At 61.8% G+C, this 15,980-nt stretch carries 18 protein-coding genes and 1 riboswitch; of the genes, 11 read left to right on the forward strand and 7 right to left on the reverse strand.

All coding sequences use genetic code 11. The annotated features are described in order from the left end of the window. The first annotated feature begins 106 nt into the window (after nt 1-106). The 7 genes from BLT85_RS16150 to BLT85_RS16180 are packed head-to-tail and all read left to right on the forward strand — an operon-like array spanning nt 107 to nt 5,988. Nucleotides 107-958, forward strand: a complete 852-nt coding sequence (locus BLT85_RS16150) for an STAS domain-containing protein (protein WP_093396956.1) — start codon at nt 107-109, stop codon at nt 956-958. Between the two features lie 2 nt (nt 959-960). Beyond that, a complete protein-coding gene (locus tag BLT85_RS16155; RefSeq protein WP_093396959.1) occupies nt 961-1,323 on the forward strand; it encodes an STAS domain-containing protein in 363 nt (120 codons plus the stop codon). Next, complete coding sequence (locus BLT85_RS16160) at nt 1,320-1,715, forward strand: anti-sigma regulatory factor (protein ID WP_093396963.1); 396 nt, start codon at nt 1,320-1,322, stop codon at nt 1,713-1,715. Before BLT85_RS16155 ends, BLT85_RS16160 begins: the two co-directional genes overlap by 4 nt. After that, nucleotides 1,712-2,722, forward strand: a complete 1,011-nt coding sequence (locus BLT85_RS16165; protein WP_093397864.1) for an ATP-binding SpoIIE family protein phosphatase — start codon at nt 1,712-1,714, stop codon at nt 2,720-2,722. Before BLT85_RS16160 ends, BLT85_RS16165 begins: the two co-directional genes overlap by 4 nt. Beyond that, nucleotides 2,715-3,575: a sensor histidine kinase gene (locus BLT85_RS16170; RefSeq protein WP_093396966.1), complete on the forward strand. Its 861-nt coding sequence runs from the start codon at nt 2,715-2,717 to the stop codon at nt 3,573-3,575. Before BLT85_RS16165 ends, BLT85_RS16170 begins: the two co-directional genes overlap by 8 nt. Next, nucleotides 3,568-5,508, forward strand: coding sequence for a response regulator (locus BLT85_RS16175; RefSeq protein ID WP_093396969.1), 1,941 nt, complete (start codon nt 3,568-3,570; stop codon nt 5,506-5,508). Before BLT85_RS16170 ends, BLT85_RS16175 begins: the two co-directional genes overlap by 8 nt. 45 nt (nt 5,509-5,553) lie before the next feature. Next, the gene (locus tag BLT85_RS16180; protein WP_172829843.1) at nt 5,554-5,988 is read left to right on the forward strand and encodes a PaaI family thioesterase; all 435 of its coding nucleotides are present in this window, start codon (nt 5,554-5,556) and stop codon (nt 5,986-5,988) included. Between the two features lie 13 nt (nt 5,989-6,001). Here the strand turns inward: BLT85_RS16180 and BLT85_RS16185 are convergent, their stop codons facing one another. The 6 genes from BLT85_RS16185 to BLT85_RS16210 all read right to left on the reverse strand — a co-directional run bounded on the left by BLT85_RS16185 (nt 6,002) and on the right by BLT85_RS16210 (nt 11,167). Further along, entirely contained in the window at nt 6,002-8,131 is a 2,130-nt protein-coding gene (locus BLT85_RS16185; RefSeq protein WP_231701612.1) for a xanthine dehydrogenase family protein molybdopterin-binding subunit, read from the reverse strand. Nucleotides 8,132-8,198: 67 nt separating this feature from the next. After that, nucleotides 8,199-8,651: a (2Fe-2S)-binding protein gene (locus tag BLT85_RS16190; protein WP_093396977.1), complete on the reverse strand. Its 453-nt coding sequence runs from the start codon at nt 8,649-8,651 to the stop codon at nt 8,199-8,201. A gap of 147 nt (nt 8,652-8,798) precedes the next feature. Beyond that, on the reverse strand, nt 8,799-9,860 hold the full coding sequence (locus BLT85_RS16195; protein ID WP_093396980.1) for a M20/M25/M40 family metallo-hydrolase: 1,062 nt from the start codon (nt 9,858-9,860) through the stop codon (nt 8,799-8,801). A gap of 52 nt (nt 9,861-9,912) precedes the next feature. Next, the gene (locus BLT85_RS16200) at nt 9,913-10,464 is read right to left on the reverse strand and encodes an ATP-dependent Clp protease proteolytic subunit (RefSeq protein ID WP_093396982.1); all 552 of its coding nucleotides are present in this window, start codon (nt 10,462-10,464) and stop codon (nt 9,913-9,915) included. A gap of 147 nt (nt 10,465-10,611) precedes the next feature. Further along, a complete protein-coding gene (locus BLT85_RS16205) occupies nt 10,612-10,818 on the reverse strand; it encodes a DUF2795 domain-containing protein (protein WP_093396985.1) in 207 nt (68 codons plus the stop codon). 73 nt (nt 10,819-10,891) lie between these two features. Beyond that, nucleotides 10,892-11,167: a con-10 family general stress protein gene (locus tag BLT85_RS16210; protein ID WP_093396988.1), complete on the reverse strand. Its 276-nt coding sequence runs from the start codon at nt 11,165-11,167 to the stop codon at nt 10,892-10,894. A gap of 277 nt (nt 11,168-11,444) precedes the next feature. On the opposite strand from BLT85_RS16210, the gene BLT85_RS16215 reads away from it, so the two are divergent. Further along, entirely contained in the window at nt 11,445-11,657 is a 213-nt protein-coding gene (locus BLT85_RS16215; RefSeq protein WP_093396991.1) for a heavy-metal-associated domain-containing protein, read from the forward strand. A gap of 24 nt (nt 11,658-11,681) precedes the next feature. Here BLT85_RS16215 and BLT85_RS16220 read toward each other — a convergent pair whose 3' ends face one another. Continuing rightward, complete coding sequence (locus tag BLT85_RS16220; RefSeq protein ID WP_093396994.1) at nt 11,682-12,542, reverse strand: acyl-CoA thioesterase; 861 nt, start codon at nt 12,540-12,542, stop codon at nt 11,682-11,684. Nucleotides 12,543-12,728: 186 nt separating this feature from the next. On the opposite strand from BLT85_RS16220, the gene ligD reads away from it, so the two are divergent. The 3 genes from ligD (at nt 12,729) to BLT85_RS17035 (ending at nt 15,715) form a co-directional block, all read left to right on the forward strand. Continuing rightward, entirely contained in the window at nt 12,729-15,311 is a 2,583-nt protein-coding gene (gene ligD, locus BLT85_RS16225) for a DNA ligase D (protein WP_093396997.1), read from the forward strand. Between the two features lie 19 nt (nt 15,312-15,330). Further along, nucleotides 15,331-15,555 (forward strand): DUF2188 domain-containing protein, encoded by a 225-nt coding sequence (locus BLT85_RS16230; RefSeq protein WP_093397000.1) that lies wholly within the window; start codon nt 15,331-15,333, stop codon nt 15,553-15,555. A gap of 73 nt (nt 15,556-15,628) precedes the next feature. After that, entirely contained in the window at nt 15,629-15,715 is an 87-nt protein-coding gene (locus BLT85_RS17035; RefSeq protein WP_157718202.1) for a small membrane protein YohP, read from the forward strand. 128 nt (nt 15,716-15,843) lie between these two features. Next, nucleotides 15,844-15,975: riboswitch (cobalamin riboswitch) on the forward strand. Nucleotides 15,976-15,980 lie beyond the last annotated feature (5 nt).

Here is a 15,980-nt window from a genome sequence, read left to right on the forward strand (position 1 = left end):
CTTCAGCGAGCCGTAAAAGGTCCGTCGTCCAGACACTCGTCCTTTCGATGTTTCAAACCTTTTCACAGCATGTATCATCAAGCCACTCAACATGGAGACTCAACGCATGGCGCAGCTGGATCAACGTACGATCAACGCATTACTACAACAACAATCTGACGTTCAGACCGAGTGGGTACGCAATCTCGACGCCATGGGCTCGTCTCGCGGCCTGAAGCCCGGCGAGCTGGAGGGACAGACCTCGGAATTCATTACGCTGCTCGCAGAAGGAAGCGCCAAGGCCGGCGCGGAGAACTGGGTAAGCGGGGCGTGGGATGCAACCAGACAGTTTCTGGAGAAGCTTTCGCATAGTCGAGCGCTGCAAGGCTTCGACTCGCAGCAGACGGCGGGCTTCGTCTTCTCGCTGAAACCATCGTTGTTCAGTATGCTGCAACGTACGCTGGCCGATGAGCCGCTGACGCTCACTGCGCAGCTCACGGCTGTATCGGAGTTGCTTGATGCAATGGGGCTGCACACGGTGCAGACTTTCCAGAAAGCACGCGAAGGCGTCATCAAGCGTCAGCAGGAGGAGCTCCTCGAACTGTCTACCCCGGTGGTCAAACTGTGGGATGGCGTCCTCGCCCTGCCGATGATCGGCACGCTGGATTCTCAGCGCACCCAGGTGGTGATGGAATCGCTGCTGCAGCGCATCGCCGATACCGGCTCGGAAATCGCGATCATCGACATCACTGGTGTGCCCACCGTCGACACGCTGGTGGCCCAGCATCTGCTTAAGACCGTTACCGCCATTCGCCTGATGGGTGCCGACTGCATCATCAGCGGCGTGCGTCCGCAGATCGCCCAGACCATCGTACACCTCGGCCTGGATCTCCAGGGAATCGTCACCAAGTCCAGCCTGGCTGACGCCCTTTCGCTGGCGCTGCATCGTTCCGGGCTGACCGTCACCAAGGCGAACTGATCATGGAGCGCATACCAATCCTGCGGATGGGCGAGTTCCTGCTCGTGACCATCCAGGTGGAAATGCATGACCAGTTGGCGTTGACCCTTCAGGACGACCTGTCCGAGCGGATCGATGCGACCGCCGCGCGTGGCGTGCTGATCGACATTTCAGCATTGGAGATGGTGGATTCGTTCATTGGCCGCATGATTGCCAACATATCTGCCATGTCGCGCATCATGGACGCTGAAACTGTCGTGGTCGGAATGCAGCCGGCGGTTGCCATCACCCTGGTCGAGCTGGGCCTGGATCTGCCCGGCGTGAATACCGCGCTGGATGTCGAGCGTGGAATGCGACTGCTTCGTCAACGTGTGAAGCGGCGATGAGTACTGGTACGCAACCCATCAGGTCCGAGCAGGACATCGTGCTGGCCCGTCAGGCCGCGCGCAAGCTGGCACAACAGTGCGGCTTGCGGCTGGTATCGCAGACCAAGCTGGTCACCGCCGTCAGCGAGCTGGCTCGCAACACGCTGGTGTACGGTGGTGGCGGCGACATGCAGTGGGAAATCGTCGAGAAGGACCTGCGCAAAGGCGTGCGCATTTCTTTCGTCGATCAGGGCCCTGGTATCGCGGACATGAAACTGGCCATGACCGATGGCTGGACGTCCGGAGGCGGGCTGGGTCTCGGGTTGACTGGAGCCAAGCGGCTGGTCAACGAATTCGAGATCGATAGCCAGCCTGACGTCGGAACCAGAGTGACCATCAGCCAATGGAGCTGAATCTTGGCGGAACGCTGACGGAAGTCATTCCTGTCGAGGATGACAGCCAGGTCGGCCAGACGCGGCGCCGGGTCCTGCAACTGGCTGCGGATATCGGCTTCGATGCGACGGATGCCGGCCGAGCGGCGTTGGTCGCCACCGAGCTGGCGACCAACGTGTTGAAACACGCACGACTGGGCGAGGTGCACCTGCGGCTGGTGCCTTGCGCCGACCTGCAAGGGCTGGAAATCATCGCGGTCGATCGTGGTCCGGGGTTCGACGCGCAGCGCTGCCTGCGGGACGGCTTTTCCACCGGCGGCACGCAGGGAAACGGGCTGGGTGCCATTTCGCGGCAGGCCCAGGTGTTCGACCTTTACTCGGATGAGCGCGGGTCGGTGATTCTCGCCCGGCTTTATCCGCGTGCCACTCAGTCATGCGATCTGCGTTTCGGCGTCAGTCAGCATGCGCAACGTCACGAGACCGCATGCGGCGACGGTTGGCATCTGGCGGTCGACGCGCAGCGGATCTGCGTGTTGGTGGTAGATGGGCTGGGCCACGGCGAAGACGCAGCCAAAGCGGCGCTGGCAGGCACCACAGCCTTTGCCGAGCATCCCTTCGATCCGCCGGAAACGCTTATTGCCGATATGCACCGCAGCATGCAGGGCACTCGCGGCGGAGCGGCGGCGATCGCGCAGTTTGACGCGCGCGACGGCAACGTGAAGTTCGCCGGCATCGGCAACATCGGCGCCAGACTGGCATCGCCAACAGGCTCGCGAGGCATGGCTTCGCACCCCGGCATCGTCGGGGTGCAGTTTCGCAAGGTCCATACTTTTACGCAGACCGTCGCAGGCGGTCAGCTGATGCTGCTGTTCAGCGACGGGCTGCAGTCGCGCTGGGACCTGCAAGACTATCCGGGTCTGGTTTCTCAGCATCCAGCGGTCGTCGCCGCGGTGTTGCATAGAGATTTCTGCCGGGGTCGCGACGATGCGACGATCTTGGTCATCGAATTGGAGGTGCCGCATGGCTGATGCACAGGACTCGCAGGCAGACGCCGCACGGCTTGCCAGCGAGAACGAAGCGCTGCGAGCGGAGCTGGAAGAAACCAACCAGGGCGTGCTGGCTTTGTACGCCGAGCTGGATAATCAGGCCGAGGCGCTGCGTCAGGCGTCGGAACTGAAAAGCCGGTTCTTGTCCTATATGAGCCATGAGTTTCGTACACCCCTTGGCTCGATTCTGAGCATCGTTGGTCTGCTGCGGGATGAGCTGGACGGGCCGCTGAACGAAGAGCAGCAGAAGCAGCTGGCATTCATCAAGGGCGCGGCGCAGGAACTGACCGAAATGGTCAATGACCTGCTCGACCTGGCCAAGATCGAGGCTGGCCGTATCAGTATCTCGCCGGCCTGGTTCGATATGCTCGACCTGTTCTCCGCCTTGCGCGGGATGTTCCGGCCGATAGTCGACGCCGAAGCGGTGGACCTGGTCTTCGAGGAACCCGCAGGCATACCGCGACTGTACACCGACGACAAGAAGCTCGGGCAGATTCTGCGCAACTTTATTTCCAATTCTCTGAAGTTCACCTTGCGTGGCGAGGTGAGGATCTGTGCGCAGTTGATCGGTACTGACCACGTGCGCTTCTCGGTCTCCGATACCGGGATCGGCATTCCCGAAGAGCTGCATGACAAGCTGTTCGAAGATTTCATGCAGGTCGACTCGCCAGTCCAGAAACGCCTGCGCGGCACCGGGCTGGGATTGTCTCTTTGCAAGCGTTACGCGGAGCTACTTGGCGGTCATGTCGGATTGCGAAGCGAGCCGGGGGTGGGTTCCACCTTCTTCGTTGAGGTCCCGGTATCGCTGCAGCTGGAGACTGCGCCCCATGAGTGACAAGCAGCTGCTGATCGTCGACGACAACGCAGCAACGCGCTATGCGATGCGCCGCCGCTTGGAAAACCACGGCTTCAAGGTTCTCGAGGCAGGCAATGGCGCAGACGGTCTGGCTCTGCTCGCTGCCGAAGATATCGATGCGCTCATTCTGGACATTAACCTCCCGGATATGAGCGGTTTCGATATTGCCCGTCTGCTCAGGGCAGAGTCGAAGACAGCACTGTTGCCCATCGTGCATGTCTCGGCTGCCTCGATCGAAAGCGGCGACATCATCACCGGCCTGGACTCGGGCGCGGATGCCTATCTCATCCATCCGATCGACCCTGAAGTTCTGCTCGCGACGTTGCGCACGCTGCTGCGGGTCCGGCAAACCGAAGCGGCGTTGCAGGAAAGCGAGGCCCATTTTCGCGAGATTTTTCATAACATCTCGGCGCCGATTGCGGTCATTGGCGCCAATTTTCAGGTGCACGAAGCCAACCGCGCCTTCTCCAGGCTTATCACTGAGGCGCGCTGCGGCGAGCGGCTGGGCGACTGCTTCGAAGCGGGGCAGGACGACGAGCTCGAAACGGTCAGGACACGAATACGAGCTGGCAAGCGCTGGACCGGGACGCTGAAAATCCGCATGCATGGGTCGGTGCGCCTGACCCAGTGGCAGGTCGCGCCCTATCGCGCGCCTGATATCGCCATGGTGTTCGTTGAGGACGTCACCATCCGTCACCAGAAGGAAATCAGCCAGCGCGAGCAGCTGGCCACGGCGAACGATCTGCTCGCTCAGGAAGTGAAGGAGCGGGTACGCACCGAAGCGCAATTGCTTCAGGCGCGGAAGATGGATTCGCTGGGCAAGCTGACCGGGGGCATTGCCCACGATTTCAACAACCTGTTGACCAATATCATCATGAGCCTGCAGCTGCTCAGTGAGCGCATCGAGCAGGGGCGTCTGGAAAACCTCCGGCGTTACGCCGATGGCGCGCTGGCCTCGGCTCAAAGCGGCGCGGCGCTCACTCACCGGTTGCTGGCCTTCGCCCGTCAGCAACCGCTGGAAGCGCGGCCGGTCGACATCAACGCCTTGCTCGGCTCGCTGGAAGAATTGCTGCGCCGCTCGATCGGCAAGCAGGTCGAGTTGAGCTTCGATCTCGCGCCTGGCACAGCCGTGGCCCAGGCCGACGCCAGCCAGCTCGAGGCGGCGATTCTGAACTTGGTGATCAACGCTCGCGACGCCCTGCCCGGGGGCGGCGGTATTCGTATCAGCAGCGCAGTGATCGACAGCCGGGACGATCCGGAACTGCCGGATGGCAGCTACGTGGAGGTGTCGGTGCACGACAACGGAATAGGCATTGCAGCAGATGTGATAGACAAGGTGTTCGACCCCTTTTTCACCACCAAGCCGCTGGGACAGGGCACTGGGTTGGGGTTGTCCATGCTTTACGGTTTTGCCGGTCAGTCCGGCGGCATCGCTCGCATTCGCAGCGAGGTCGGCGAATTCACCGAGGTCAGCCTCTTGCTCCCAGCTGCCGAACTGGCGGAGGAGGTCGTGCCTCCGCCAGCGCTGAACAAAACCGTCGTTCGCAGCGGCCATGTGCTTATCGTCGAAGACGTGCTCGCGGTAAGCGCCATTATTGCCGAACGTCTGACCGAGGTCGGTTACCAGTGCACTCAGACCGACAGTGTCGAGAACGCCCTGTCGTTGCTGAACGGAGACACGCCCATCGACATCCTGCTGACCGACGTAGGGCTGCCGCGCATGAGCGGTCGTGAGCTGGCCGAGGCGGCGCGCCGTTGTCGTCCCGGCTTACCCGTGCTGTTCATGACCGGCTATACGGAGCAGGCCCGCGACCGGGACTCCTTCGTAGGCGAGAAGATGGATATCCTGTTCAAGCCGTTCAATGTCGAAGAGCTGCTCAGCAAATTCGCAAGCCTACTGCCGGGCCGGTGAGGCCTGCGCCAAGGCCTGTTTTCGTTCGTTAGTCGAGGATTCATCATGGCGCTACGTGCCGACATCACCCTTGAAAGTCTTAACCAGCGCAGCGAAGGCCACCTGCCCGGTTATATGGGCATCGAGATCTTGGCCGTTGAAGACGGCGCGTTGAGAAGCCGCATGCCGATCCAGCCGATGCATCTCGCGCCGAACGGGTATCTGCATGCGGCGAGTGTCGTCGCGCTCGCCGACACCAGCTGCGGTTATGCCACGGTTGCCCATCTGCCCGACGGCGCACAGTCGTTCACCACCATTGAACTCAAGAGCAACCATCTAGGGACGGCGCGCGAAGGGGCGATCGCCTGCACCGCGACAGTCGCCCATCTGGGGCGTAACACCCAGGTGTGGGACGCCGTGGTCATTGACGAGACGACCGGCAAAACCATTGCGCTGTTCCGCTGCACGCAGATGGTGCTCTGGCCCAGACCAAAGGCGTAACCAGCCCCGCGGCTCAGCTCAGGTTGAACCCATGGTGCACCAGAGGCAGGCGACGGAGGCGTTGACCGGTCGCAGCGAACACGGCGTTCAGCAGTGCCGGCGCAATCATTGCGGTGCCGGCCTCGCCCACGCCTCCCGGCGCTTCGCCGCTATTGACTATGTGCACGTCGACCGGGGGCGCTTCGCTGATCCGCAGTTGGCGATAATTGTGGAAATTGGTCTGCTCGACTCGGCCCGCTTCGACGCTGACTTCGTTGAACAGGGCGGCGGACAGGCCGAACAACGTCCCGCCCTCGATCTGCGAGCTCACCGAGACCGGATTCATCACTTGTCCGCAATCGATGGCGACAACGATGCGGTTGATGCCGATAGTCTTGTCCTGGCGAGCGTTCAGCTCGACTACGGTTGCCAGATAACTGCCGAACACCTGCTGCACCGCCACGCCGCGGCCGCTGGCGGCAGGCAGCTCGCTACTCCAGCCCGATTTTTCCGCCGCCAGTCGTAGCACCGCCTGAGCGCGAGGATGGCCACCAAGCAGCGTCATGCGGTATTCGACGGGGTCGCGCTTGGCAGCATGGGCCAGTTCGTCAATGAAGGACTCCAGCGCAAAGGTGCTGCGTAGCGGGCCAACTCCGCGCCACCAGGAGGGGCGCAGCGCTGTGGGCGGCACAGGCACGTAATCCACTCGCAGTGCTGACAGGCTGTAGATCGGATGTGCAGCGACCTCGATCGCATCCGGGTCGAGCCCGTCGGGCGATACTGCAGCTGGCGCATAGCGCGCCATGACCGACTCGCCGACTATCTTGTGGTGCCAGCCCTTCAAGCGCCCCTGTTCATCGACTGCAGCGCGAAACCGATCCAGATACTGAGGTCGGTACAGGTCATGGGTGGTGTCTTCCTCGCGCGTCCAGGTGAGCTTGATGGGGAAATCGACATGCCGGGCGATATCCACGGCCTGGGTAATGAAATCCACCTCCAGCCGGCGGCCGAAGGCGCCACCTATCAGCTGGTTGTTCACGATCACCTGTTCGAGCGGGCGTCCTGCTGTCTCGGCAGCGGTCATCTGCGCCAGCACCGGGACCTGTGTGCCCACCCACAACTCCACCGCGTCCGGGCGCACCTGGGCCACGCATGTCATCGGTTCCAGCGCAGCGTGTGCCAGGAAAGGCTGGTGATATTCGGCTTCAACATTGTTCGCTGCGCTCTCCAGCGCGGCGGCGATGTCGCCGGTCTGGTTGGCCAACGCGCCGTCCCGGCTGCTCGCCTCACGCAAGGTCTTCTCCATCTGCGCCGAATCAATGGAGGCATTCTCGCCATAGTCCCACTCGATCTTGAGGGCACGTACCCCGGCAAAAGTCGCCCAGGTGTGGTCGCCGATCACGGCTACCGCGCTCTCCAGACGCACTATCTGTCGTACCCCGGGGACCGCCCGGGCATCGCTGTCGTCCACGCTGGCCACGCGGCCCCCAAGGACCGGACAGGCGGCAGTACTGGCGTACTTCATCCCCGGCACGGTGAGGTCGATGGTGAACTGTGCGCTGCCATTGACCTTGGCCGGCGTGTCCAGCCGCCGGGTCGGTTTGCCGATCAGTCGATACTCACCGGGGCTTTTCAACGGGATCTGCTCCGGGACGGTCAGCTGCGAGGCGGCATCTGCCAGCTCTCCGTAGCCTAGCGAGCGGCCATCCGGCGCAATGACACGACCATTCGCGGCCCGCAGACCATCAGCCGAAAGCTGCCATTGGCGGGCCGCTGCGCTGATCAACAGAAGCCGGGCGGCGGCCCCGGCACGACGTAGCTGATCCCAGTTGCTGCGGATCGAAGTTGAGCCGCCTGTGGCCTGAAAATTCAACAGCTTGTCGTTGTACAGCTTCTCATTGGGTGGTGCCTCGCGCAGTGCGATCTGATCAAGGTCGATTTCCAGCTCCTCGGCAACCATCACTGCCAGGCCACTCTGAGCGCCCTGACCCATTTCGATCTTGGGTACGGTAAACACCACCTGACCAGCCCGGTCGATGCTGATGAAAGCATCCAGTGCGGTAGCGGTGGCCATCCGGCCATCCTCAGGCCCCTCGCGGATAACCTGTTCGGCGGCGCTGCGCCCTGAGTAAGGAAGTGAAAAAGCGATGACCAGGCCACCCATGGCCAGGCTTCCTACCTTCAGGAACTGGCGGCGCGATAGTTCGACAGATTCGGACACGGAGAGCTCCTCACGACTGGGCGACGCGCTTGATGGCGCTGCGAATGCGGGTATAGGTACAGCATCGGCACAGATTGCCGGCCATGCTTTGGTCGATTGCCTTGTCGTCTGGCGAGGCATTGGACGCTAGCAAAGCAGTCGCCGACATGATCTGGCCGGACTGGCAGTACCCGCACTGCACCACTTCGTCGTCCAGCCAGGCCTGTTGCACCCGCCGGCCCAGCTCGCTGTCGCCTATCTTCTCTATGGTGGTGACCGCTCGGCTGCCTACGCTGCTGACCGGCGTTACGCACGATCGCACCGGCTCGCCGTCCAGGTGCACCGTGCAGGCACCGCACTGGGCGATACCGCAGCCGAACTTGGTACCGGTCAACCCCAGCACATCGCGAACGACCCAGAGCAGGGGCATATCTGCCGGGACATCGATCTCGGATTCTTCGCCGTTTACAGACAGCTTGATCATACTTCGCACCTTGTTTGACGGACGTACCCAACTGACTGTAGTCGAACCATCGCGGTATGACCGAGGTTCGTTCGACGGTTGCTGAAGTGTTCGGGCGATATGTCCCGTATGGCTTCACCCAAGCCGTCGCTGGGCGAATATTACTGTTCAGGCGCGCCGATGCGGATCGAGGAGATAGCAGACCAGCGTTTGCGCGCAGGCCTCGATGGCCCCATCCAGTATGACTTCGTAGCCGTGTGTGTTTTCCGTGGGAATGGCCAGGCAGCCCGCCTGTGGCGAAGCGCCGGTCAGCAGCACCGCGCTGGCGTCCGAGGCGAACCCCGGCATCAGTGCTGGCTGCGGACAATAACCGCACGCGGCCGCTGCGAGCAGCAATGACTCCGACACCGAGCGGGTGTAGTAGCCTTTTTCGTCGCCGGTGAGCACGATGGGGTCGACCGAGAGCCGCGTATCGTATTCGCTTGCGACCGGGCCGACCTCGAGCGCCAGGCAGATGTCGCCAGGCAGCGTCCGCGCCGCGTATTGCGCGCCCGCGTTGGTTTCTTCCTCGCTGCTGGTAAAGGTGAAATACACGTCGTGACTCAGCGACTCGCGTTTCTCTATCAGTTGCCCGGCAGCCACCAGCGCCGCGAGGACGGGTGCGCGGTCATCCATGAAATGCGCAGCGATACCGTCGTTCAAGCGAAAGGGTTTGCGCCAGTGCTGACTCAATACCACGCGACTACCGGCGCGCACGCCGAGCTTGCCCAGTTCGGCCTTGTCGCGCCGGGTGATCACATGCACGTCGTTCCAGCCGACGTCTCCGCTCAGCACATGCTGAGATTGCGGCGTCGAAGACGTGCCGTGCATGGTGCCGAACGATAGCGCCCCGGTGACTACCTGATGGTCGCCAAGAATATCCACCGGACACATGCCAAAGTTGACCGGGTAGGCTCCGCCAAGGGCGAAAACCCGCAGGGCACCATCCTCGTCGATGCGCTTGACCACCATGGCGATTTCGTCGAGGTGCGCCATGACGCGGATCGCCCCTTCGGCTGGCTCGGGCGCTCGCACCAAGCCGATCAGGTTGCCCGCCGGGTCTGACCAGAGCTCATCACATAGCGGTTTCAGTACCCGCTGGCAGATGTCGCGTACTTCTTCTTCCTGCCCGCCCGGGCCGCGCGCCAGCAGGAGTTCTTCCAACAGCGCCTGGTTCGATTGTCCGAGCATCGGTTCCTCTCAAATCAGTCCGGCCAAGCCCACTGAGCTCGCCCGAGCGGCCCTAGGAATGAATAGCACAGTTGATGGCATCCTTCGGCAGCTTGACGTCCTCGACCGCGTGGATCATCCCTGTCTCGATCGCTTCCCTGGGGTTGAGGATGCGCGGGGCGGCGGTCAGATAGTTGCGTACGTCCATCGTTTCGTTGGCGCCTTCGGTGCGCTCCTGGACGATGCTCGTATACAGCTCCAGATCGTAATCCAGGCTCATTGCATATTCCGACATGCGCGAATGGTCGACCGAGCCGTGCAGCGTCCAGTGGAACGGATGGAAGAGAAACTTGCTGTGATGACAGGCGGTGCGACGGCGACCGGCAAGGAACAGGATATTGCCCATTGACTCTACCGTGCCGAGATTGTGCGTATTGACCGGAACCGGCAATGACATCAGGAAATTGAACATGGTGAAGCCGTAACTGCATTCGCCGCCCATGGTGGCGATGCGTAAAACCAGCTCAGTGGCATCCTGTTGTACGGCTTCGGAGCATTTGCGGATCAGCTGGCCACAGGTGCTGGAGTTGATTGGCGCGGTGAAATTGATGACGTGAACGGTCATGGACGAGTCTCTCAGGTTGGGCCCAGAAACCTGTCCTGGCTGGATTGGCCGTCGCGTCGTGCGACCTCTCTAGCGGCGGACGATATGGCTCCGAGTGCGTTCGAGCGTCAGGTTCGCGGCAGGCGTACAAGCCCGCCGCGACCGTCGCTATCGGACATCGCCATACGCCTTCATAACGTCGGCCATGTTGCGATATTGCTCGTTGGGCAAGTTCTTGAAAATTTCCAGCACCTCCGAGCCTGCGCCGTTTCGTTGCGCCTGTTCGATGAGCTGGTCCTGATTGGCAGGATAGTCGATACCCTTCAGATAGCTGCCAACCTCGATGGGAGAATCGCCTTCGGTTCCACGTGCCATAAGGACCTCCAGTCAGTCAGTCAGTCAGTCAGTCATTGGAAGCGGGAGCCGATGGCCCCCGCTCAAGCCAGTATCAGCTGTTGCGTCCACCGCTGTTGCTGTTCTGGCCGCCTTTACGCCCGGCTTCGGACGCTTTCTCGCGGTCGTTGGCGAAATTGCCGCCACTGTTCTGGCCGCCCCGGCTACCAGCCTCGGAGGCGCGCTGCGGATCATTGGCGAAGTTGCCACCGCTGTTCTGGCCACCCTTGCTGCCGATTTCCTGATAGAAATCCTGGTCGTGAGTGCGCGCAGTAGTTTCGCCGCCCTTGCGGCCAGCTTCGTTGGTGCTCATGCCATCTCGAGTCGACATAATACCTCCTATCGATTTAGAGAATTTACTACTAATATCAAAGAGCTACGATAGCCGCTCCGGTTGGATCGGAGCTTTTTGCCGCTCTCACTGCCTACGAAAAAACCCCATCCGGAAAGTTCAAACGGCGGCCGGTATGGATCGACAAATGGTGGCATTACCATCCGCGGCGGACCGTCTACCCTCAATCAAGGACGCCGAGTAACCTGCTTGACCTTGCCACGATGTCAGGGTCGAACATCCAAGCACAACAAGCCCAAAACAGAGGAGTCACCACATGAGCAAGATCGAGTTATCGGTAAGCGAAATGACCTGCGGCAATTGCGTACGCCACGTCAGCGAGGCGCTGGAGAAGCAGCCTGGTGTGGAACGCGCACTGGTTGACCTGGACTCCGGCCGCGCGGTGGTGTCCGGGGACTCCGATCCGGAGCGCCTGATCGCCGCGTTGCAGGAAGAGGGTTACCCGGCCGAGCTGGTCGGCCGCGAGTGAGCGGAATGATTGCTACGGTTGAAGCTACTTCAGGGTCAGCCGTAGTAGTTGCTCGCGCAAGGTGCCCGGAATCGGCACAGGCCGGTTGCTGGCCGGATCGATGACTACCATCACGCTGTTGGCCGCTGCCTGCATCTCGCCCTGGTAGCGGGCCCCGCCAGTAAAGACGAACGAGCTGTTGCCGATCCGTGTGATCCCGGAGGCCAGATCCACCTGGTCGAAGCCGGGCTGATAGCGCAGAAAGCTGATATCCGCCGAAGCGATCAGAATGCCTAGCCCGCCCATGTCCAGACTGCGTATGCCGCTGAATCGGGCCTGCTCCATATAACGTGCCAGGGCGGCCTCGCTGCGCTGACTGTCCGCATCCAGATCGGCATAACGCGGCGTGAGCGGTTGGCGCACCGGGAACTCGCTGGCGCTGTTGAGCCGGTCGATATAATCGGCAGGTGCCAGGTCGGCAGGGGTATTGAGAGCGGCTTGCTGCAACCTGTCGCGGGTCGCCTTCGGCAGGGCGACCTGGCGGCCCTGATCGAAAGCACCGATCACGCATTGTTGGGTACCGACGTGGTTGCCATCCTGATACAGGTCGCAGCGGACCTGATAGTCGTTCTCGCCGCACATCAGCACGCGTACTTCTGCCTGGATGTCGCTGCCATACCAGGACACCAGCCGGTAGTCGGTGATGGCGCGGACCGGCCGCAGGCGAATGTCATCGGAAAACCAGGCATCCTTTCCGAACATGTCCATATGCGCCAGCAGGCGCGCTTCCTGATGCAGCTGATAGATCCTCGAGTTGTTCACGTGCCGCCAGGTATCCAGGTCGGTATAGCGGGGCGTGATCGAGCAGCGGAAGATGGCCTCGCCCGGTTTGTCGCTTGCACTCATCTGGTCGAATCCTCGAAATCGTTATCAGCGCGAAAGGATGGCGGCTCCGGTGGCTTGCGCGCAACCGGATCCAGGCTGAATCACCAGTGCAAATAGCCTTCTATCGCAGGTCCGGTGGGCAGTGCTCCGGTGAACCTTGCGCGGCGGTGCGGCTCTTAACTAACAGGTACCAGCCAGAGAACGCGTATGAGCCAGCCACTGGAAGAGTACAACCGCAAGCGTGATTTCGCCGCTACGCCCGAACCTTCCGGCGAGGGGAAAAAGCGCCGCGCCAGCAAGCGAAGCGGCGGCGACAAGGCGCTGCAATTCTGCATTCAGAAGCACGACGCCACCCGCCTGCACTATGACTTCCGTCTGGAGTTGAACGGTACGCTGAAAAGCTGGGCGATACCCAAGGGGCCGAGTCTGGATCCCAAGTCGCGGCGCCTGGCCGTGCATGTGGAAGACCATCCGCTGGATTACGCCACCTTCGAAGGACACATCCCCGAAGGGCATTACGGTGCGGGCGATGTCATCGTCTGGGATCGGGGCGTGTGGATTCCGCAGGGTGATGCCGAAGCGGACTACGCGAAAGGCAAACTGAAGTTCGAGCTGCAGGGTGAGAAGCTTTCCGGCGTATGGAATCTGGTGCGCACCCGCATGGATGGCAAGAAGGAGCAGTGGTTTCTGATCAAGTCCAACGACGAGGTCGCCCGCCCGGAAAACGAGTTCGACGTCGTCGCCGAGCAACCGCACAGCGTGCTCAGTGACCGTACCATCGTCGAGAAGAAGCGCGGCAAGAAAGCTGCGGCCAAGGTCGACAAGGAGGCGACTCCCAGGGCGGTGAAGAAAAAACCGGCCACGCCGCGCACGACGAAATCTTCGAAACTCACGGGCGCCGAGCCGGCGCCGCTTCCCGAATCGATCAAGCCGGAGCTGGCGACTCTGGTCGAGACGATCCCGGACGGCGACTGGCGCTACGAAATCAAGTTTGACGGCTACCGAATCATGGCGCGTATCGAAGATGGTGAAGTCCGTCTATTGACGCGCAACGGGCACGACTGGACGGCGAAGATGCCACGCCAGGCCGAGGCGCTGGCCAGTCTGGCGCTGGAATCCGCCTGGCTCGATGGCGAAATGGTTGTCACCGATGAGAACGATCTTCCGGATTTTCAGGCGCTGCAGAACGCCTTCGAGGAAGGCAAAAGCGGTGGCATTGTTTACTACCTCTTCGACATGCCCTATCTGAACGGCATGGATCTGCGCAAGGTGCCGCTGGAGGCGCGCCGCGGCGCGCTGGCCGAGGTGCTACAACGCAGCGAAGACGACATCCTGCGGTTTTCCGAAGACTTCGACGAATCGCCGGATGCGATGCTCAACAGCGCCTGCCAGATGAAGATGGAAGGTTTGATCGGCAAGCGTTCCGGTAGCACCTACGTATCACGTCGCAGCAATGACTGGATCAAGCTCAAATGCAAGCATCGACAGGAGTTCGTCATCGTCGGCTTCAGCGAGCCCAAGGGTAGCCGCAGTGGCTTCGGGGCGTTGCTGCTTGGCCTGCACGATACCGACAGTGGCGAACTGCGCTATGCCGGCAAGGTCGGCACCGGTTTCAACGAGGCGACCTTGCGCAGCATTCACAAGCAGCTCAAGCCGCTCGAGACGGACAAGCCGGCAGTCGCCAACCCGCCCAAGGGCGCCGATGCCCGAGGCGTGCACTGGCTCAAGCCGAACCTACTGGCCGAAGTGTCGTTCGCCGAGATGACCAAGGATGGCAGCGTGCGGCATGCCGTGTTCCAGGGGTTGCGCGACGACAAGCCCGCCAGGGACATCGTCGCCGAAAAGCCTGCCGCAGCGGCTCCAGCCCGCGGCAAGAGTCAGACTGCGGGCCGCAAGGCGGCCAAGGCCGGGCCGAACCTGCGGATTACGCACCCCGACCGGGTGATCGACGCCAGCAGCTCGACCACCAAACTGCAGCTCGCCGAATACTACGCCAGGGTCGCTGGCTGGATGCTGCCGCATCTGGAGAACCGCCCGGTTGCGCTGGTCCGCGCCCCGGAGGGTCTGTCGGGTGAGCTGTTCTTCCAGAAGAACGCCGATCGTCTGGCCATTCCCGGCATCGAGACGATGGGCAAGGAGTACTCCGGCCAGCCGGTGATGATGGTCAACAACGCCGAGGCGCTAATCGGTGCAGTGCAGATGGGGACCATCGAATTCCACACCTGGAACGCGACCTCGGCTGACCTGGAGCGGCCGGACCGATTCATCCTTGATCTCGACCCCGACCCGGCGCTGCCCTGGAAGGCGATGGTCGAGGCGACCCAGCTCACCCTGGCTGTGCTCGACGAGCTGGGTCTTCAATCGTTCGCCAAGACCAGTGGCGGCAAGGGGATTCACCTGGTGGTACCGCTTACCCCATCGGCCGGGTGGAGCGAAGTCAAGACCTTCAGCCAGGCGATCGTCAAGCATATGGCCAAGCTGTTGCCGGACCGCTTTTCCGCCGTCTCCGGCCCGAAAAACCGTGTTGGACGCATATTCATCGACTATCTGCGAAACAGCCAGGGCGCGACCACTATCGGTCCGTTCGCCGCCCGCACCCGCGAAGGCATGCCGGTCTCGGTGCCGATCTTCCGTGAAGAGATCACCGAGATCCCCAGCGCCAACCTGTGGACCGTCCACAACCTGCATGAGCGGCTTGAGGAGCTGGACGAGGACCCCTGGGCCGGTTACGCCGCAGTCGAACAGACCATTACCGCCGAGATGCGCGAGCGTCTGGGCATGAAACGCTGACCGCCGAGAGGGGACCCCCATGCAGAACTATCACGTCACACCGACCGACAACGGCTGGCAACTGATCAAGGAAGGCGCGTCGCGACCGGCCCGCCGCGCACAGACCAAAAAGGAAATGCTTGAGCTGATGCAAGAGTTCATGGAGGGCAAGACCGCCTCGGTGAAGATTCATCTGCAGGACGGCAGCATCCAGGAGGAGCGCACCTATCCGCGTCGAGCGGATCCGGCCAGCAGCCCGGGCTGAGTCGCGCTTCGTCCGAACCTCCGGGTACCAGCCGTGTCACACGCTTCGAACATCCTTTTTTCAGGAGCAACGCATGCTTAAGTTTCTTGCCAGCACCGTCGGTATCATTTTCCTCATAGGCCTGTTGGTCATCATCGGTCTGCTCATGCTGATTTTCTGAGCCTACCGCAGGGCGGAACGGGTCAGCCGGGACCGGCTGGTTCACGCCGCCCCGCGCGTTTTGCCACCTGCGTGCTTGATTCCACTTCGCGCACTGCGTATGGTGCTGCGCTTGTCAGCGCCCGGCGCTGATCGACTGGAGTGCGCGGTGCCCGTAACCATGGGCTAATTGGAAGACAGTCGAATGCTGTCGCTGCCCCCGCAACGGTAGGGTCGTTTCGAACGACCGAGCCCGATACAGCCCACACTCCCCAGGTAAGGTTGCG

The organism is Halopseudomonas xinjiangensis (genome assembly GCF_900104945.1).
In the GTDB taxonomy this organism is placed as follows: domain Bacteria; phylum Pseudomonadota; class Gammaproteobacteria; order Pseudomonadales; family Pseudomonadaceae; genus Halopseudomonas; species Halopseudomonas xinjiangensis.